This is a genomic window from Pantoea sp. SGAir0175 (assembly GCF_043547855.1).
In genome coordinates, this window is sequence record NZ_CP028081.1 from 1,047,473 (window position 1) to 1,065,483 (window position 18,011).

17 protein-coding genes are annotated in these 18,011 nt (G+C 59.1%); 6 read left to right on the forward strand and 11 right to left on the reverse strand.

Annotation, left to right across the window (positions count from 1 at the left end):
- Positions 1–27: 27 nt before the first annotated feature.
- The 5 genes from nrdF to C1N56_RS04665 form a co-directional block, all read right to left on the reverse strand.
- Positions 28–987 carry a class 1b ribonucleoside-diphosphate reductase subunit beta gene (gene nrdF, locus C1N56_RS04645; protein ID WP_031279347.1) on the reverse strand — a complete coding sequence of 320 codons (960 nt, stop codon included), beginning with the start codon at positions 985–987 and terminating at the stop codon, positions 28–30.
- Between the two features lie 8 nt (positions 988–995).
- Positions 996–3,077 carry a class 1b ribonucleoside-diphosphate reductase subunit alpha gene (gene nrdE / locus C1N56_RS04650; RefSeq protein WP_233209844.1) on the reverse strand — a complete coding sequence of 694 codons (2,082 nt, stop codon included), beginning with the start codon at positions 3,075–3,077 and terminating at the stop codon, positions 996–998.
- 35 nt (positions 3,078–3,112) lie between these two features.
- Positions 3,113–3,517, reverse strand: a complete 405-nt coding sequence (nrdI, locus tag C1N56_RS04655) for a class Ib ribonucleoside-diphosphate reductase assembly flavoprotein NrdI (protein WP_021506472.1) — start codon at positions 3,515–3,517, stop codon at positions 3,113–3,115.
- Between the two features lie 4 nt (positions 3,518–3,521).
- Positions 3,522–3,764, reverse strand: coding sequence for a glutaredoxin-like protein NrdH (nrdH, locus tag C1N56_RS04660; protein WP_021506473.1), 243 nt, complete (start codon positions 3,762–3,764; stop codon positions 3,522–3,524).
- Between the two features lie 343 nt (positions 3,765–4,107).
- Positions 4,108–4,425, reverse strand: a complete 318-nt coding sequence (locus C1N56_RS04665) for a DUF883 family protein (protein WP_150360891.1) — start codon at positions 4,423–4,425, stop codon at positions 4,108–4,110.
- 149 nt (positions 4,426–4,574) lie between these two features.
- Here C1N56_RS04665 and C1N56_RS04670 point away from each other — a divergent pair, with 149 nt between their 5' ends.
- From C1N56_RS04670 to C1N56_RS04685, 4 genes are all read left to right on the forward strand, one after another.
- Positions 4,575–4,913, forward strand: coding sequence for a DUF2002 family protein (locus C1N56_RS04670; protein WP_021506475.1), 339 nt, complete (start codon positions 4,575–4,577; stop codon positions 4,911–4,913).
- Positions 4,914–5,046: 133 nt separating this feature from the next.
- Positions 5,047–6,462 carry an S-methylmethionine permease gene (gene mmuP, locus C1N56_RS04675; RefSeq protein WP_394517174.1) on the forward strand — a complete coding sequence of 472 codons (1,416 nt, stop codon included), beginning with the start codon at positions 5,047–5,049 and terminating at the stop codon, positions 6,460–6,462.
- On the forward strand, positions 6,452–7,384 hold the full coding sequence (gene mmuM, locus C1N56_RS04680) for a homocysteine S-methyltransferase (RefSeq protein ID WP_394517451.1): 933 nt from the start codon (positions 6,452–6,454) through the stop codon (positions 7,382–7,384). Before mmuP ends, mmuM begins: the two co-directional genes overlap by 11 nt.
- Positions 7,385–7,483: 99 nt before the next feature.
- The gene (locus tag C1N56_RS04685; RefSeq protein WP_058758247.1) at positions 7,484–7,906 is read left to right on the forward strand and encodes a hypothetical protein; all 423 of its coding nucleotides are present in this window, start codon (positions 7,484–7,486) and stop codon (positions 7,904–7,906) included.
- Between the two features lie 193 nt (positions 7,907–8,099).
- Here C1N56_RS04685 and speG read toward each other — a convergent pair whose 3' ends face one another.
- The 6 genes from speG to C1N56_RS04715 form a co-directional block, all read right to left on the reverse strand.
- Positions 8,100–8,645 (reverse strand): spermidine N1-acetyltransferase, encoded by a 546-nt coding sequence (gene speG, locus C1N56_RS04690; protein ID WP_021506478.1) that lies wholly within the window; start codon positions 8,643–8,645, stop codon positions 8,100–8,102.
- An 89-nt stretch (positions 8,646–8,734) separates the two neighbouring features.
- Positions 8,735–9,400 carry an ABC transporter ATP-binding protein gene (locus tag C1N56_RS04695; RefSeq protein ID WP_021506479.1) on the reverse strand — a complete coding sequence of 222 codons (666 nt, stop codon included), beginning with the start codon at positions 9,398–9,400 and terminating at the stop codon, positions 8,735–8,737.
- Positions 9,393–10,226 (reverse strand): ABC transporter ATP-binding protein, encoded by an 834-nt coding sequence (locus C1N56_RS04700; protein WP_058781693.1) that lies wholly within the window; start codon positions 10,224–10,226, stop codon positions 9,393–9,395. The genes C1N56_RS04695 and C1N56_RS04700 overlap by 8 nt, the downstream gene beginning before the upstream one ends.
- Positions 10,216–11,073, reverse strand: a complete 858-nt coding sequence (locus C1N56_RS04705; RefSeq protein WP_031279350.1) for an ABC transporter permease — start codon at positions 11,071–11,073, stop codon at positions 10,216–10,218. Before C1N56_RS04705 ends, C1N56_RS04700 begins: the two co-directional genes overlap by 11 nt.
- Positions 11,070–12,122, reverse strand: coding sequence for an ABC transporter permease (locus tag C1N56_RS04710; RefSeq protein ID WP_394517175.1), 1,053 nt, complete (start codon positions 12,120–12,122; stop codon positions 11,070–11,072). The genes C1N56_RS04705 and C1N56_RS04710 overlap by 4 nt, the downstream gene beginning before the upstream one ends.
- Positions 12,122–13,690, reverse strand: a complete 1,569-nt coding sequence (locus tag C1N56_RS04715) for an ABC transporter substrate-binding protein (RefSeq protein WP_058776471.1) — start codon at positions 13,688–13,690, stop codon at positions 12,122–12,124. The genes C1N56_RS04710 and C1N56_RS04715 overlap by 1 nt, the downstream gene beginning before the upstream one ends.
- Before the next feature lie 751 nt (positions 13,691–14,441).
- On the opposite strand from C1N56_RS04715, the gene mgtA reads away from it, so the two are divergent.
- Both mgtA and C1N56_RS04725 read left to right on the forward strand, forming a co-directional pair.
- Positions 14,442–17,165, forward strand: a complete 2,724-nt coding sequence (mgtA, locus tag C1N56_RS04720; protein ID WP_394517176.1) for a magnesium-translocating P-type ATPase — start codon at positions 14,442–14,444, stop codon at positions 17,163–17,165.
- Between the two features lie 159 nt (positions 17,166–17,324).
- Complete coding sequence (locus tag C1N56_RS04725; protein WP_058781696.1) at positions 17,325–18,002, forward strand: SDR family oxidoreductase; 678 nt, start codon at positions 17,325–17,327, stop codon at positions 18,000–18,002.
- The last annotated feature ends 9 nt before the right edge of the window (positions 18,003–18,011 follow it).

The window sequence follows — 18,011 nt, forward strand, 5'->3', positions numbered from 1 at the left end:
GCACCCCTTACCGTGCACCGCACGCGACTAAAAATTCCAGTCCTCGTCTTCGGTTTCAACCGCTTTGCCCATCACATAGGATGAACCGGAACCCGAAAAGAAATCGTGGTTTTCATCGGCGTTGGGCGACAGCGCCGACAGAATCGCCGGATTCACCGCCGTCAACTCCGCCGGGAACAGCGCTTCGTAACCCAGGTTCATCAGCGCCTTGTTGGCATTGTAATGCAGGAAGGTTTTCACCTCTTCAGCCCAGCCCACGTCGGCATACAGCGCTTCGGTGTACACCACCTCGTTTTCATACAGCGCCAGCAGTAAATCGATGGCGAACTGCTGCAGCTCAGCGCGGCGCGCGTCGTCAACGGTTTCCAGCGCTTTCTGGTACTTATAGCCGATGTAATAACCGTGCACCGCTTCATCACGGATAATCAGCCGAATCAGATCGGCGGTGTTGGTCAGCTTGCCGCGGCTTGACCAGTACATCGGCAGCCAGAAGCCCGAGTAAAACAGGAACGATTCCAGAAACACGCTGGCGATTTTCTTCTTCAGCGGATCGCTGGCGCGGTAGTGATCCAGCACGATTTTCGCCTTGTTCTGCAGGGCGGCATTCTCCTCACTCCAGCGGTAGGCGGCATCCACGTCGGCGGTGTTACACAGCGTGGAGAAGATCGAACTGTAAGAGCGCGCGTGAACCGCTTCCATAAAGCTGATGTTCGACAGCACCGCCTCTTCGTGCGGCGTCAGCGCATCTTCCATCAGTCCTGGTGCGCCAATGACGTTCTGGATGGTGTCGAGCAGCGTCAGACCGGTAAACACCCGAATCGTCAGCTGCTGCTGCTGCGGGTCGAGCGACTGCCATGCTGGCAGATCGTTGGACAGCGGCACCTTCTCCGGCAGCCAGAAGTTGCTGGTAAGGCGGTTCCACACTTCGAGATCTTTCTCGTCCTGGATGCGGTTCCAGTTAATCGCCTGAATCTGTTTAAGTTGCATAGTCATCATCACAGTGCACAGGAAACGCAGCCCTGTACCTCCGTGCCTTGTAGCGCCATCTGACGCAGTCGAATGTAATAGAGGGTTTTGATGCCTTTCTTCCAGGCGTAGATCTGCGCTTTGTTGATATCGCGCGTCGTGACGTCATCGCGGAAAAACAGCGTCAGCGACAGTCCCTGATCGACGTGCCGGGTGGCTTCGGCGTAAGTATCAATAATCGCTTCGGGACCAATCTGGTAAGCATCCTGATACAGCTCAAGGTTGTCATTGGTCATAAACGGAGCCGGGTAATACACGCGGCCGGTTTTGCCCTCTTTACGGATCTCAATGCGCGACACAATCGGGTGGATGCTCGACGTGGCGTGGTTGATGTAAGAGATGGAACCGGTCGGCGGAATCGCCTGCAGGTTCTGGTTATACAAACCGTGCTGCATCACCGACGCACGCAGCGCCTGCCAGTCCGCCTGGTCGGGCAGGGCGATGCCGGCATCGGCAAAAATCTGCGCCACCCGGGCAGTACGCGGCTGCCAGCTGTGTTGGGTATATTTATCGAAATAGGCACCGCTGGCGTACTGCGACTGCGCAAAGCCGTCAAAGCTCGCACCGCGCTCCTGCGCCAGCAGGTTAGAGGTGCGCAGGGCGTGATACGTCACGCAGTAGAAATAGAGGTTGGTGAAATCCAGCGCCTCTGGCGAACCGTAAGCCATGCCTTCACGCGCCAGATAGCCGTGCAGGTTCATCTGCCCGAGACCGATAGCGTGCGAACGGCGATTGCCTTCCGCCACCGACGGCACGGAGGTGATGTCACTCATCTCGGAAACCGCCGTCAGCGCGCGCACCGCCACTTCCACGGTTTGCGCCAGATTACGCGAATCCATGGCGTGGGCGATATTCAGGGAGCCGAGGTTACAGGAGATATCTTTGCCGACGCGGCGATAGCTCAGGTCGTCGTGATACTCGCTGGCGCTGTTAACCTGCAGGATCTCTGAACACAGGTTACTCATGTTGATGCGACCGGCAATCGGGTTGCTGCGGTTCACGCTGTCCTCATACATGATGTAGGGATAGCCGGACTCAAACTGAATTTCCGCCAGCGTCTGGAAGAAGTCGCGTGGCTTGATGAAGGTTTTACGGATGCGATCGTCGGCCAGCATCGCCTCGTAGTACTCGCTGATGCTGATATCAGCAAACGCCTTGCCATAAATACGCTCAACGTCGTAAGGCGAAAACAGCGCCATATCGCGGTTCTCTTTGGCCAGCTGGAAGGTGATATCCGGAATCACCACGCCGAGCGACAGCGTTTTGATGCGGATCTTCTCGTCAGCGTTTTCACGTTTGGTATCGAGGAAGCGCAGGATATCCGGATGGTGCGCATTCAGCCACACCGCGCCCGCGCCTTGACGCGCACCAAGCTGATTGGCGTAGGAGAACGCATCTTCCAGCATCTTCATCACCGGAATTACGCCGGACGACTGATTTTCAATGCGCTTGATCGGCGCGCCGGATTCACGCAGGTTGGAGAGCAGAAACGCCACGCCGCCACCGCGCTTCGACAGCTGCAGCGCCGAATTAACCGCGCGGCCAATCGACTCCATATTGTCTTCAATGCGCAGCAGGAAGCAGGAGACCAGCTCGCCACGCTGCTGTTTACCGCAGTTTAGGAAGGTGGGCGTAGCCGGCTGGAAGCGACCGCTCAGCATCTCGGCCAGCAGTTCCCGCGCCAGCGTTTCATTACCGCGCGCCAGCGTCAGCGCCACCATACAGGCGCGCTGCTCAAAGGTTTCCAGATAGCGTTTGCCGTCGAAGGTTTTCAGCGTGTAGCTGGTATAAAACTTCCACGCACCGAGGAAGGTGTGAAAACGGAAGCCCCAGGCGTCAGCCTCTTCGTGCAGCTGGCACAGGAAGGCGAAATCGTACTGGTTCAGCACCCCGGCTTCATAATAGCCTTCGGCCACCAGATAGCGCAGACGCTCGCCGTGCGAGTCGAATGGCACGCTGTTGGGCTGGACGTGCTGCAAGAAAAACTGGCGTGTGGCTTCATGATCTTTGCTGAACTGGATGCGGCCTTCGGCGTCATACAGGTTCAGCATCGCGTTGAGCGCGTGGTAGTCCAGCTGTGTGCTGTTCAGGGTGTCTGTCGTTGCCAAAATTGGGTCACTCCCGCTTTAACATGGGCAATATCGTCGGCGGTTCCCATCAGCTCAAAGCGGTAGAGATAGGGAACCTGACATTTCTGCGCAATGATGTCGCCCGCCAGGCAGAAGCCCGCGCCAAAGTTGCGATTGCCCGCAGCAATCACACCGCGAATACCGCGCCGGTTGGCGTCATCATTAAGGAACTGAATCACCTGTTTCGGCACTGCTCCACGCGCGCTGCCGCCGCCGTAGCTCGGCACCACTAAAATGTAGGGCTGGTCGATGTGCAGGCGCTGCGTGGCGTCGAGCGGAATACGCCGCGCAGGCAGGCCGAGACGGGTGATAAACCGGTGCGTGTTTTCCGACTGGCTGGAAAAATAGACCAGTGGAAACATCGCTTTATCCCCCGACGGCAGCGAGCTGGCGCAGGCCGGCGATTTTGTCGGGACGGAAGCCGCTCCAGTGGTCGTTGTGCGTCATCACCACGGGCACCTGGCGATAGCCAAGCGATTTGAGCTGATCGATGGCTTCCGGCTGGCTATCGAGGTTAATCAGCTGGTAGTCGATGCCACTGCGATCCATGGCATTTTTGGTCGCGTCACACTGGACACACTGGCTCTTAGTGTAAATAATAATGCGCATGATTCGTATTTCCCTCTGGTTGTGGTCAGGTTGCGAGATACGAAGCAAAAACCCTTTTGCTGCGAACGTCGTCCCTGCTGACATCTGGTAGCGAGTTGATGTGTTGAATACTAGATGTAGTGGTATTGGTGGTCAAGCCCACCAGATATAGGGTTTTGTGATTTAAGCAGTCAGATTAGGGCGAATGCCAGCGATGATGCGCCCTGGCGCAGGGAAAAAATTTTTGTAAAGGGTTTTGCGGCAATTTTAACCAGCTGACAGCCGCCGCACCGGCGCGCTAATGCGGAGTGACGCGCAAAAAAAAAGCCCCGCATGCGCGAGGCTCCTGATGATTTTTAGCGATTTAGCGGCGTGTCATCAGCAGTGCGCCCAGCACCAGACCGACGGCGGCACCGACGCCCACGCCGTACCACGGTTTGTCATGCACGTAGGCATCCACCTGATAACCCGCATCGCGCGCGGCCTGAGTCACGCGGTTGCCACTGCCGTTGAGTTTAGCGCGCGTCTGTTTCAGCAGGGCCTGCGCCTGGCTGCGTGCGCTATCCACTTCATCTTTGGCTTCGCTGCCGTAAGATTTCAGTAAGGCTTCAAGCGAATCGGCCAGTTCGTTTACATCCTGATTGATATCAATGTCATCGTTTTTGCTGGTTCGATTAAACATTTTTCGCTCCCTTTGACTTAAAACGTAATACTAAGTGTAGACGAAACGTGACTAAACGCAGCCGTGTGCCAGGCTTTAGGGAAATTCCGAATGTCCTGTGCTGTCGTGCTGATGTAAGGTTGCGGGGCTGTGAGAAGAGAGGAGCAAGCATGTATTTACGTCCGGATGAGGTAGCGCGCGTACTGGAAAAAGCAGGATTCGAAATGGACGTCCTGACACCCAAAACTTATGGTTATCGCCGTGGCGAAAACTACGTCTATGTGAATCGCGAAGCCCGCATGGGGCGCACAGCGTTGATCATTCATCCCACCCTGAAAGAAAAAAGTCAGCATTTCGCTGAACCCGCATCAGAGATGAAAACCTGCGACCACTACACGCAGTTCCCTCTCTACCTGATGGGAGATTCGCAGGAGCACTACGGTATTCCCCACGGTTTTAGCTCGCGCATGGCGCTTGAGCGTTATCTGCAGGGCGTCTTCGGCGCCTGACTGGTGTGCCCCGTCGCGGCGGGGCCGCACACGCTTTCCCAATCCTTACCTTTTCCCACGTTGCAAATTGCCGCGCGGATGCGTATAACTCTGTGTCCATATAGAAGTTTAGACGTCCATATGGATATAAAGAATGCAAACTGAACCGACGCCTTCGCAGGCAAACTTCAAGCGCAGCATGAAGGTGCGGCATCTGGTGATGCTGTCGCTCGGCGGCGTGATTGGCACCGGGCTGTTTTTCAACACCGGCTACATCATCTCCACCACCGGCGCAGCGGGCACGCTGCTGGCCTATCTGATTGGTGCGCTGGTGGTATGGCTGGTGATGGTGTGTCTTGGCGAACTGGCGGTAGCGATGCCGGAAACCGGCGCGTTTCACGTCTACGCCGCGCGCTACCTCAGTCCGGCGACCGGTTACACCGTGGCCTGGCTCTACTGGCTCACCTGGACGGTGGCGCTCGGCTCCAGCCTCACCGCCGCCGGTTTCTGCATGCAGTACTGGTTCCCGACGGTGCCGGTGTGGCTGTGGTGCCTGGTGTTCTGTGTCGCCATCTATCTGCTGAATAGTGTCTCGACGCGCTTCTTTGCCGAAGGAGAGTTCTGGTTCTCCATCATCAAAGTGATCACCATCATTGCCTTTATCGTGCTGGGCGCGGCGGCGATGCTGGGGTTCATCTCGATGAAGGACGGCAGCGCGGCGCCGGGATTACATAACCTGACCGCTTCCGGCTGGCTGCCGCACGGCACGCTGCCGATTCTGATGACCATGGTGGCGGTGAATTTTGCCTTCTCCGGGACCGAGCTCATCGGCATTGCGGCGGGTGAAACCGAGCAGCCGCAGAAAGCGCTGCCGCTGGCGATTCGCACCACCGTGGCGCGTCTGATCATCTTCTTTATCGGCACGGTCTTTGTGCTGGCCGCGCTGATCCCGATGGATCAGGCGGGCATCGTTAGAAGTCCGTTCGTACTGGTGTTCGAAAAGATCGGCATCCCGTACGCGGCGGATATTTTCAACTTCGTGATCCTTACCGCGATCCTGTCAGCGGCGAACTCCGGACTGTACGCCTCGGGACGGATGCTGTGGTCGCTGGCCAATGAAAACACGCTGCCGCGTTGCTTTGCCCGGGTCAACCGGCGCGGCATTCCGCAGCTGGCCATCACCGTGAGTATGCTCGGCGGCCTGCTGGCGCTGTTTTCCAGCGTGATCGCCCCGGATACGGTGTTTGTGGCGCTGTCAGCGATTTCCGGCTTTGCCGTGGTGGCGGTGTGGCTGAGCATTTGCGCCTCACACTACATGTTCCGTCGCCGCTATCTGCAGGCGGGCAATGCGCCGCAGCAGTTGGCGTACCGCGCGCCGTTCTATCCGCTGGTGCCGATCCTCGGATTTACCCTGTGTCTGCTGGCGTGCATCGGGCTGGCCTTTGACCCGTCACAGCGCATCGCGCTATGGTGCGGCATTCCTTTTGTACTGTTCTGCTACGCTGCTTATTATCTGACGCAAAAACGCCAACACGCTTTCAACGCTAAGGAGACCGATGATGTCGCGTAACCCCATCGCTGCGGCCCTGACCCACACTGATACCCTGATTCTGGATGGCGCGCTGGCGACAGAGCTGGAGGCGCGCGGCTGTGATCTGGCTGATACGCTGTGGTCAGCCAAAGTGCTGATGGAAAATCCTGAGCTTATTTATCAGGTGCACTATGACTACTTCGCCGCCGGCGCTAACGTGGCGATCACCGCCAGCTATCAGGCGACGCCGCTGGGCTTCGCCGCCCGTGGACTGGATAGCGGCCAGGCCAGCGCGCTGATTCGCCAGAGCGTGACGCTGGCCCAGCGCGCGCGTGACGATTACCGTGCCGCCTCTGGCAGCCAGGCACCGCTGCTGGTGGCCGGATCGGTCGGTCCTTATGGCGCTTATCTGGCCAACGGCGCCGAGTATCGCGGCGACTACGCCTTGCCGGCTGCTGAAATGAAAGATTTCCACCGTCCGCGCGTGGCGGCGCTGCTGGAGGCGGGCGTGGATTTGCTGGCGTGTGAAACGCTGCCGTCGTTTGGTGAAATTCAGGCGCTGATTAGCCTGCTGGCGGAGTTTCCGCACAGCAGCGCGTGGTTCTCCTTCACGCTGCGCGATGCGCAACACCTGAGTGACGGCACGCCGCTGAGCAAGGTGGCGGAAGTCATCAATGCCGCGCCGCAGGTGGTCGCTGTCGGCCTCAACTGCGTGGCGCTGGAGAGCGTGACGCCGGCGCTGCAAACGCTACAGGCGCTGACGGACAAGCCGCTGCTGGTCTATCCTAACTCCGGCGAGCAGTATGATGCGGTCAGCAAAAGCTGGCACTCGGCGCCGTCTGGCTGCACGCTGCACGATAAGTTCCCCGAGTGGCAACAGGCGGGCGCACGGCTGATTGGCGGCTGCTGTCGCACCACGCCGCAGGATATCGCGGCGATTGCCGCCTGTTGTCAACCGTAATAAAGCGCAGAAAAGCGCCACTGATAGCGCGATTGAGGCGGGTGAAAAGGCAGAGAGGGCAGTTTAGACTGTCCTTTCTGATTCTGAAGCGGACCTGCTATGAACCTGCGACATCTTCTTCCCGCCTGTGCGCTGCTGCTGAGCGGCTGTGCCACCATTGTTGGCACCGAAACGCAACCGGTAAAAATTGACTCTGTGCCGCAGGGCGCGCGTTTCACCGTGCAGGATGAAACTGGCCGCGCGGTGGCGCAGGGCTATACGCCGCAGACGGTGGATCTGGCGAAATCCAATGGCACCTATTTCGGTAAGAAACATTATCAGGTGATGCTGGAAAGTCCGGGCTACGTGCCGCTGACGCTGCCCATCGAAGCCAGTGCCAACCTGTGGTACGTGCTGGGCAATATTCCGCTGCTCGGTTTCCCCGGCTGGCTGGTGGTCGATCCGTTTTATGGCGGTATGTATGACCTGAAGCCAGCGCACCCGCAGCCGCATCTCAACGTGGTCGGCGCGCGCGGCGGATAACGCGTTGTCATGATGCCTGGTCGCCATGAATGGCGACCCTACAGGCAGATGGGCCTTCGCATTCATATTGCCGAGACAACGCCAGGTCGCCATAAATCGCGACCCTACAGACCTGAACCACACTCACGTGGTGCGTTTCATCGTTTTTCGTAGGGTGCGCCTTCAGGCGCACCGTTTCATAACGGGCACTGACTTATTGCGCGGTAGGTTTCACCATCGCATTACCGGATTTATGCTGCGCCAGGTACTGCTGCTGGAAAATGCACATGCGGATGGTGTTGCGGTACTCGCCGTTGATGAAAAACTCGTGCTTCAGCACGCCTTCCACCTCGAAACCGAGCTTGGTGTAGATATGAATCGCCTTCTCGTTCTCCTGATCGACAATCAGATACAGCTTGTAGAGATTGAGCACCGAAAAGCCGTAATCCATCGCCAGCTTTGCCGCTCTGCTGGCTAAGCCCTTGCCCTGATGCGCCGGGTCGATGATGATCTGAAACTCCGCCCGGCGATGCACGTGGTTGATCTCCACCAGCTCGACCAGCCCGGCTTTTTGCCCGTCGTGTTCCACCACAAAGCGCCGCTCGGTCTGATCGTGGATGTGCTTGTCATACAGGTCAGAAAGCTCCACAAACGCTTCGTACGGCTCTTCAAACCAGTAGCGCATCACGCTGGCATTGTTATCCAGCTGATGGACAAAGTGCAGATCTTCCCGCTCCAGCGGACGTAATTTTACCGTCATACGGTGTTCCTTTAGATGACTGAATGGCTGTTGGGCAGCGGCGCACTCTACCTTCGGGATAAACCGCGCCGCGTTGCGCTCATGCCATGCTAACCAACAATCCGGCCCTGCGCCATGCGCGCGGCGCGATCGCACATATGATCGATTACGTCAGGATCGTGGCTGACCAGCACCATCGTCAGGCCATCATTCTGTTTCAGATCGTTAAGCAGATTCAGGATCTCGGCCTGCACAGACATATCCAGCGCCGACGTCGGCTCATCCAGCAGCAGGATCTTAGGCTCCAGCAGCAGGGCGCGCACGATGGCGACACGCTGACGCTGTCCGCCGGACAGCTGATGCGGATAGCGATCCGCCAGCGCCGGATCCAGCCCGACATGGCGGAAGCCCGCGTTGATGCGATCGTCGATGTTATCGCGTCGCAGCAGCTTAAGCGGTTCCGCCAGCGTGCGGCGCAGCCGGTGGCGCGGATGCAGCGAAGCGTAGGGATCCTGAAACACCATCTGCACATCACGCCGCAGCTGGCCGGTAAAGGGTTTGCCTGGCTGCACGGCGGTATTCGCCAGCGTCATCTGGCCGCGCCAGTGCGGATTCAGTCCGGCCATTACCCACAGCAGCGAGGATTTACCGCAGCCGGAAGGCCCCACCAGGCCGAAACACTCGCCGGCCGCCACCTGCAGGTTCACATCGTGCACCACGGTGCGCAGTTCATAACCCTGTTTGTGCGAGACGCTCAGGTTGGCTAATTCAATCATGCATCTTCTCCAGCGCCGCGCGATCCAGCACCGGCAGGCGTTCGCCGTGCGTGGCTTTCCCCGGACGGCAGGCCCACAGCGTGCGGGTATAAGGATGGCTGGCGTCCGACAGCTGCGCCGCCGGCAGGGTGTCCAGCAGGCGGCCTTTGTACATCACCATCACCCGCTGACAGTGCTCGGAGACCTGTTGCAGATCGTGACTGATCAGCAGCAGGCCCATATTGCGCTGCTCCACCAGGCGACGAATCAACGCCAGCACCTGATCGCGCATGGCGTGATCGAGCGCCGAGGTCGGCTCATCGGCAATCAGCAGATCGGGATCGGTAATCAGCGCGATCGCCAGCATCACGCGCTGGCCCATGCCGCCGGAGAGCTGATGCGGATAGCGCTTCATCAGCTGGCGCGGATCGGGCAGGCCCACCGCGTCCAGCATCTCGCACACTTTCTCTTTACGCTCGGCGCGGCTCAGCTTGCGGTGCAGCACCAGCGGCTCTTCAACCTGCCAGCCAATGGTGCGCGTCGGGTTGAGCGCGTATTTCGGGTCCTGCATGACCATCGCCACTTTGCCGCCGCGCAGGCCGATCCAGTCGCGCTCGCGCAGGTGCAGGGCGTCTGCGCCCGCCACCTGCAGCCGATCAGCCTGCAGCTGCAGCGCGGGCGACAGCAGGCCCATCAGCGCACGCGCGGTCAGGGATTTGCCCGAGCCGGATTCACCGACCAGCGCCACGCGTTCGCGGCCAAGGGTAAAGCTGATGTTATCCACCAGCAGCGCGTCGTGGCTGCGAATCGTCAGCCCCTGCGCATCAATTAACAGATCATTTGGCATGGCGGGTATCCAGTCGGTCACGCAGGCCGTCGCCTGTCAGGTTAAACGCCAGGCTGGCGAACAGAATGGCTGCGCCGGGCGCTGCCGCCACCCACCATTGGTCGAAAATCACTTTACTGCCTTCTGCTACCATCGAGCCCCATTCGGCGGTTGGCGGCTGTACGCCCATGCCGAGGAAGCCCAGCCCGGCGGCAGAAAGAATAATCCCGCCGAGGCTCAGCGCGGCACGCACTACGGCGGTCGGCAGGCAGAGCGGCAGAATGTGGCCAAACATCAGGCGCAGGCCGGTAATACCCTGCATGCGCGCGGCGGCGAGGTAATCGCTGCGGCGCAATGCCAGGGTTTCCGCGCGTGCCTGTCGGGCAAACGGCGGCCAGCTGGTGAGCGCCAGTGCCAGCGCGCCGTTCATCAGGCCCGGGCCCAGCATCGCCACCAGCGCCAGCGCAATCACCAGGTTGGGCAGCGACAGGAAAATATCGGTGATGCGCATCAGCACGCGTTCGGTCCAGCCGCCGACGTAGCCGGCAGTGATGCCGACTAACAAGCCAACCGGGATGGTCAGCACCAGGATCAGCGACACCAGCAGCAGCGTCGGACGTGCGCCGTAAATCACGCGCGACAATAAATCGCGGCCGAAGCCGTCGGTGCCGAACCAGTGCAGCGCCGACGGTGCCAGCAGACGCTGTTCAATCACCTGCGCGTTAGGATCAAACGGCGCCAGCAGCGGCGCCAGCAGCGCCATGGCCACCAGCACGATCACCAGCGTCAGGCCGATGGTCAGCGAAGTAATACGCGCCCGGCGCCGGCGCGGGCGCACGGTTTCCAGTTCATGAAGTTGTTGAGTCATCGGGTTCTCGGATCGGTTAACCAGGTGAGGGCGTCGGCCACGGCATTGAGCAGGATAAAGCAGCTGCCAATCAGCAACGTAGCGCCGAGAATCGCCGGAACATCCGCGGAAAACAGCGCGTTGGTCATGTAGCGACCGACGCCCGGCCAGGCGAATACGGTTTCCGTCAGCACGGACCCTTCCAGCAGCGTAGCGTAGGAGAGGGCGATAACGGTGATCAGCGTGCCCAGCACGTTGGGGAAAATATGACGCAGCAGAATGCGCGCCCGGCCAGCGCCTTTCGCGCGCGCCAGCACCACATACTCTTTGCTGCTCTCTTCCAGCAGCGCCGCGCGCAGCAGGCGCGTAATGCCTGCCATCGCCAGCAGGCCGAGAATCACCACCGGCAGCCACAGATGGGCAATCGCGTTGCGAAACATTTCCGCATCGCCGGAGAGCCAGCTATCAATCAGTACAAAGCCGGTCTTTGGTTCGAGGGTATAGATCCAGATATCATCCAGCTGGCCCGGACCGGCGGACCAGTGCAGCACGGCGTAGAACAGCAGCAGGCCCAGCAGGCCGAGCCAGAACACCGGCACCGAGTAGCCCAGCAGCGAGATAAAGCGCGCCACGTTATCGATGACGCTGCCCGGTTTCCACGCCGCCAGCAGTGCGAGTGTCACGCCGAACACTGCAGCGAAAATCATCGAACAGGTCGCCAGCTCAAGCGTGGCGGGGAAGGTGCGCATCAGGTCGGCGCTGACCGGCTGCTTGGTGAGATGCGACAGGCCGAGATTGCCCTGCGCCAGCTGGCTGATATAACGCCAGAACTGTACCAGTACCGGCTGATCCAGCCCCAGGTCGTGACGCACCTGAGTATAGGTGGCTTCGCTGGCGTGATCGCCGGCGATTTGCTGCACCGGGTCGACTGGCGACAGGTGCGACAGCATGAAAGTAAACGCTAACAAACCCACCAGCGTCACCAGCAGCGACAGCAGGCTGGTGACGAGGCGGCTGAAGCGCTGCCAGAGTGGCCGGGCGAACCCGGCCGATGACGCTGACGCTGCCATTACTTCGAAACCTGCGCGTAATACACCATGTCCGGGTTGATCCCCTGCACATAGCCCTGCAGATTGTCGCGCAGCGCAATCAGGTTACGCGCCTGCAGGCCAATCACGTACGGCGAGTTCTTCAGCACTTCGCGCTGCATCGCCTGATAAAGCGCAACGCGCTTATTGCTGTCGGCTTCGGCCGTCGCCGCCAGCGTCTGTTTGCTCAGCTCCGGGATGTGCCAGTCTGAACGGTAAGCAATGGTTTTGCTGCCATCTTCCGGATTGTATGCGAAGGACGCAGCGTTGGTGTTCGGGTCGAAATAATCCGCGCCCCAGGCGTTGAGCGTAGCTTCATACTGATGCGCCTTCACGCGGGTGGAGACTTCAGAGCTTAAGCCCGGCTGCACTTCCACCTTCACGCCGCCTTTGGCGAAGCTGCCCTGCAGCGCCTGCGCGATATCAAGGTACGGCGGCTGATTGCTGGTGGAGAGCTTAAAGCTGACGTTGGTCAGGCCGGCCTTCTGCAGAATCGCTTTGGCTTTCTCTGGATCGTAGCTGTAAGGCGTGTCGTTCAGCGCACCGAGGAAACCCTTCGGCAGGAAGGTCTGGTGCACTTCAAACTGGCCTTTCAGCAGGTCATTGGCGATACCTTTATAGTCGAACAGGTAACGTGCCGCTTCCCACAGCGCCGGGTTCTTCAGTACGGGATTGGCACCGACGTTGAACTGAATGTAGTAGAGCGACGCCATTGGAATCGCTTCGGTCTTCACGCCGGCTTTGCCCTTCAGCGCAGCGATCTGGTCAGCACCGAGGTTACGCGCGATATCGACATCGCCCTGTTCCAGCAGCAGACGGCGCGCTGCCGGCTCCGGCACGTTTTTGATCAGAATGTTTTTCAGCTTCGGTGCACCGGCCGGTGAGGTCGGGTTGGCGCTGAGCAGTATCGCTTCATGCAGCACCACTTTGCGAATCTGGAACGGGCCGCTGCCGGCTGAGTGGGTGCCGAGCCACGCGTGGCCGAAATCACCGTTTTTGGCGTTGGCCTGCGCGGTTTTTTCATCAACGATCGAGGAGACCGGCGCGGACAGCAGGCTCAGCACATAGGCCGGGCTGACGTTGGCGCTCCAGCTAATCTGTACGTGGTCTTCATCGACCTTTTTCAGGAAGCTGTCGACGTTGTCTTTGTTCCAGCCGAGCTGGGTCAGAATAAAGGACGGATCGAGGTTGAGTTTCACCACGCGGCCCAGCGAGAAGATGACATCTTCCGGGCGCAGCGGATTACCGCTGGCAAACTTCGCGTCTTTGCGCAGCGCAAACGTCAGGCTGCGGTTATCGCTGCCCGGCTGCCACGACGTGGCCAGCGTTGGCTTAAGATCGGTTGGATTGGCCGGATCGGACTGCACCAGGCGCTGATAAATGTTAGTGAACGCTTGCACCGTGGTCAGTTCAAAGCCCTGGGCCGGATCAAAGCTGTCCGCATCATCCGTAGACTGCGCAATCACCAGCGTATCTTTCGGCGTGGCGGCCTGCGCAGAGAAGGCGGCTACCAGCGACAGCGCCAGCAGTGAGGGAATAATTTTTTTCATGTTGTTTCCTTGCCTTAAAAAAGTAACGCGAGTTTACGAGAGCGCTACAGTGAAGAATAGTCAATTTATGGCTATGCATATGCCGTAAGGTTCTAAGCGGTGCGCTTCAGTTATAAGCAAGAGGGCGCAATGCGATCGGATTAATCTGGCGCACCTTATATCCGCACGCTTTATCAACCAAATCGCAACGAAAATTAAATCAACCTGAACCCCGGAATAATTAACTTTACTTCGCTTTTCGCCCTCCTATAATAGCCGCAACTTCACACAGGAGAATTCAGTTGGACAGTCACCCTTATCGATGGCAATACAAGGCAAGCTGACGCGCGAATTCTTTTGTCGCTGCTTGCCAACATGGCGGGCAGCAATCCTCACCTGTTTCTGATGATTGTTCCCTGATAATGACACCACAGCGGGCTGATGCCCGTGGGAATAGCATCATGCACATGATTTTAAACGCACTTTTCCCTCCGCCTCGATGCGCGCGCTGATCTTCAGCGTGCTGAGCTTCCCTGCGCGTTAAGCCGCTTCAGGCTGCTGCTGCGCGCAGCGTTATCCAGGATTATGTTATTTCACTCGTTATTCAGCGAGCGACTTTCTTCGCCCATTATTTCCGGGAGGTAATATGGAAATTCCCGACAGGTTATTTTTAATTTAATCCGGTCACGCCGTGACAATTAATACTTTCAACTTGTGCGCCTGGCGCACAGGGACCGTTATTGCCGTAAAAAAATAAACGAGGAATGTCATCATGACTGACATGAAACTCAACCAGGAAAAAAAAGCCTGGAACACCGTGCGCCCGGCACGTCAGAAAACCGCACGCTATCTGATTGAAGATGAAGCCGCTTTTACCGCCGACGAAACGCTGCTGCGCCTGCGCAGCGATGCGCTGGGACTGCTGGAACGCGAAGCGGAAGCGCGGCTGCAGATTTATGGTCGCAATCAGGTGGAGCATGATAAAGCGCCACCGGCGCTGGTGCAGCTGATCCAGGCTTTCAATAATCCGTTCATCTATGTGCTGCTGGCGCTGGCGCTGGTGAGCTTTTTCACCGACTACTGGATGCCGCTGCGCCATGGCGAGGAGACCGATCTGACCGGTGTCATCATCATTGTGACGATGGTAACGCTCAGCGGTTTGCTCCGCTTCTGGCAGGAGTTCCGCACCAACAAAGCGGCACAGGCGCTGAAATCGATGGTGCGCACCACCGCCACCGTACTGCGCCGGGAATCGGCGCAGCAGGCGCCGCAGAAACAGGAAGTGGATATCACCAGCCTGGTGCCTGGCGACATCATCTATCTGTCGGCGGGCGATCTGGTGCCAGCCGATGTGCGGCTGCTCGACTCACGCGATCTGTTTATCAGCCAGGCAATTCTGACCGGCGAATCATTGCCGGTGGAGAAATATGACGTCACCGGCCACGTGGCCAGCAAGCAGGCCAGCGCCAGTGACAAAGATGCGTCGCTGCTGGAACTGGGCAGCGTATGCCTGATGGGCACCAACGTCTCCAGCGGCAGCGCCAAAGCGGTGGTGGTGGCCACCGGCGGGGAAACTTACTTCGGCAGCCTGGCGAAATCGATTGTCGGTAACCGCACACAAACCGCTTTCGATCGCGGCGTGAACAGCGTCAGCTGGCTGCTGATTCGCTTCATGCTGGTGATGGTGCCGGTGGTGCTGCTGATTAACGGCCTGACCAAAGGCGACTGGCTGGATGCTTCGCTGTTCGCGCTGGCGGTGGCGGTGGGACTGACGCCGGAAATGCTGCCGATGATTGTCAGCTCGAATCTGGCCAAAGGGGCGATTGCCATGTCGCGCCGAAAAGTGATCGTCAAACGCCTGAACGCGATCCAGAACCTCGGCGCCATGGACATTCTGTGTACCGATAAAACCGGCACGCTGACGCAGGACAACATTATCCTCGAGCACCATCTCGACTGTGCCGGGGTAGAGAACTCGCGCGTCCTGATGCTGAGCTGGCTCAACAGCCATTACCAGAGCGGCACGCCTAACCTGATGGACCGCGCCATCCTGCGTTACGGCAAAGGACGCATCAGCGCGGACATGAGCGACTACTACAGCAAAGTGGATGAGCTGCCGTTTGATTTTGTGCGTCGTCGCGTTTCAGTGGTGGTGCGTGACCGCCGCCTCAACCAGCAGATGCTGATCTGTAAGGGCGCGGTCGAGGAGATGCTGAGCATTGCCAGCGCCGAACGCGAAGGCAAACTGATTCAGCCGCTCAATGAAACCCGTCGCGCGGAGCTGCTGGCGCTGGCGCATCAGTACAATCAGCAGGGCTTCCGCGTGCTGCTGGTGGCCAGCCGCGCGCTGGCGGAGCCGGGCCTGCAACAGGCGCTCAGCGTCGCGGATGAGCAGGGACTGACCATTGAAGGGCTGCTGACCTTCCTCGATCCGCCGAAGGAAAGCGCGGCGAAGGCGATTACCGCGCTTAACGAGAACGGCGTAACGGTCAAAGTGCTGACCGGCGATAATCCGGTAGTGACGGCGCGCATCTGCCAGCAGGTGGGCATCGACTGTGGCGAGATCCTCACCGGCGAGGCGATTGCTGCGATGAGCGATGAGCAGCTGGCGCAGGCCGCGGCGCACAGCTCGGTGTTTGCCAAACTGACGCCGCTGCAGAAGTCACGCATTCTGCGTGCGCTGCAGCAGCAGGGCCACACGGTGGGTTTTCTCGGTGACGGCATCAATGATGCGCCGGCGCTGCGTGACGCCGATGTGGGGATCTCGGTCGACAGCGCGGCGGACATCGCCAAAGAGTCTTCTGACATCATCCTGCTGGAAAAGGATTTAATGGTGCTGGAAGAGGGCGTGATGAAGGGGCGCGAGACGTTCGGCAACATCATCAAGTACCTGAACATGACCGCCAGTTCCAACTTCGGCAATGTGTTCTCAGTGCTGGTGGCGAGCGCGTTCATCCCGTTCCTGCCGATGCTGGCGATTCACCTGCTGATTCAGAACCTGATGTACGATCTGTCACAGCTGGCGCTGCCGTGGGACAAAATGGATCGCGAGTTCCTGCGCAAACCACGCAAATGGGACGCGCGCAACATCAAACGCTTTATGCTGTGGATTGGGCCAACGTCGTCAATTTTTGACATCACCACTTTTGCGCTGATGTGGTACGTGTTCGCGGCGAATACCCCAGCGATGCAGTCACTGTTCCAGTCCGGCTGGTTTGTGGAAGGGCTGCTGTCGCAGACGCTGGTGGTGCACATGCTGCGCACGCGCAAGATTCCGTTTATCCAGAGCCGCGCGGCGCTGCCGGTGCTGCTGACCACCGCCTGCGTAATGATTGCCGGCATTCTGCTGCCGTTCTCGCCGCTCGGCGCGATGGTCGGCCTGGTGCCGCTGCCATGGAGCTATTTCCCGTGGCTGCTGGCCACGCTGCTCGGCTACTGCCTGGTGGCGCAGGGCATGAAAACGCTGTACATCAAGCGCTTTGGCCAGTGGTTCTGAGTGCAGGAGGCGCGATGAAGCAACGCAACCTGGATAAAACGGTGTGCCACCTGCTGATAATTATGGTGGTCATCGTCGTGCTAACGTTAGTGTTCCGGTAAGGACAACAGGGCAGGGTATCCTGCCCTTTTTCGTGGCACACCAACCAGCGAGAGACAGATGAGCCAACAACAGCGAGCATTGATTATTGGGGCGTCAAAAGGCATTGGCCTGGCCGTGGTGCAGCAACTGCTGCAGGCGGGCTGGCAGGTGACCGCCACCTACCGTTCTACGGCGGTTTCGTTTCAGCATCCGCAATTGCAGTGGCTGGCGCTGGATATCACCGATGGCGCGCAGCGTGACGCGCTAGTCCGGCAGCTCGGCGACGCACCCTTTGATTGCATCCTGATTAACGCCGGGATTCTCGGTCCGCACGCATCGCAGCTGCGCGACGTGGACGATGCGCAGCTCAGCGAGCTGTTCTTCACCAATGCGGTGGCGCCGGTGCGCCTGGCGGAGAGCCTGCTGCCGCTGCTGCGCGATAAACAGAGCGTGCTGGGCCTGACCACGTCGCGTCTCGCCAGCCTCAACGAGAACCGTGACGCGGCGATGCCGTTCTACTCAGCCAGCAAAGCGGCGCTGAATATGCTGAGCCGCGCGCTGGCGACGCAGATGCACCAGCAGGGCAGCACCTTGCTGTCACTGCATCCGGGCTGGGTAAAAACCGACATGGGCGGTGAGGGGGCGGATATCACCGTCACCGAGAGTGCGCAGGGCATGGTCACGCAGCTGCAGCAGTTTAGCGGGCGTGGCGGCCATCATTACGTGGATTACCGCGGCCAGCTGCTGAACTGGTAATGCTTAGCC

Bases quoted from the DNA above. Each gene is read 5' to 3' on its own strand.
- C1N56_RS04715 (WP_058776471.1), bottom strand. From the start codon at position 13,690: ATGAAAAAAATTATTCCCTCACTGCTGGCGCTGTCGCTGGTAGCCGCC.
- mmuM (WP_394517451.1), top strand. From the start codon at position 6,452: ATGTCGCGTAACCCCATCGCTGCGGCCCTGACCCACACTGATACCCTG.
- nrdF (WP_031279347.1), bottom strand. From the start codon at position 987: ATGCAACTTAAACAGATTCAGGCGATTAACTGGAACCGCATCCAGGAC.
- nrdE (WP_233209844.1), bottom strand. From the start codon at position 3,077: ATGCTGAACCTGTATGACGCCGAAGGCCGCATCCAGTTCAGCAAAGAT.
- C1N56_RS04710 (WP_394517175.1), bottom strand. From the start codon at position 12,122: ATGGCAGCGTCAGCGTCATCGGCCGGGTTCGCCCGGCCACTCTGGCAG.
- C1N56_RS04685 (WP_058758247.1), top strand. From the start codon at position 7,484: ATGAACCTGCGACATCTTCTTCCCGCCTGTGCGCTGCTGCTGAGCGGC.
- nrdI (WP_021506472.1), bottom strand. From the start codon at position 3,517: ATGTTTCCACTGGTCTATTTTTCCAGCCAGTCGGAAAACACGCACCGG.
- C1N56_RS04665 (WP_150360891.1), bottom strand. From the start codon at position 4,425: ATGTTTAATCGAACCAGCAAAAACGATGACATTGATATCAATCAGGAT.
- mmuP (WP_394517174.1), top strand. From the start codon at position 5,047: ATGCAAACTGAACCGACGCCTTCGCAGGCAAACTTCAAGCGCAGCATG.
- C1N56_RS04725 (WP_058781696.1), top strand. From the start codon at position 17,325: ATGAGCCAACAACAGCGAGCATTGATTATTGGGGCGTCAAAAGGCATT.
- C1N56_RS04670 (WP_021506475.1), top strand. From the start codon at position 4,575: ATGTATTTACGTCCGGATGAGGTAGCGCGCGTACTGGAAAAAGCAGGA.
- mgtA (WP_394517176.1), top strand. From the start codon at position 14,442: ATGACTGACATGAAACTCAACCAGGAAAAAAAAGCCTGGAACACCGTG.
- speG (WP_021506478.1), bottom strand. From the start codon at position 8,645: ATGACGGTAAAATTACGTCCGCTGGAGCGGGAAGATCTGCACTTTGTC.
- C1N56_RS04695 (WP_021506479.1), bottom strand. From the start codon at position 9,400: ATGATTGAATTAGCCAACCTGAGCGTCTCGCACAAACAGGGTTATGAA.
- C1N56_RS04705 (WP_031279350.1), bottom strand. From the start codon at position 11,073: ATGACTCAACAACTTCATGAACTGGAAACCGTGCGCCCGCGCCGGCGC.
- nrdH (WP_021506473.1), bottom strand. From the start codon at position 3,764: ATGCGCATTATTATTTACACTAAGAGCCAGTGTGTCCAGTGTGACGCG.
- C1N56_RS04700 (WP_058781693.1), bottom strand. From the start codon at position 10,226: ATGCCAAATGATCTGTTAATTGATGCGCAGGGGCTGACGATTCGCAGC.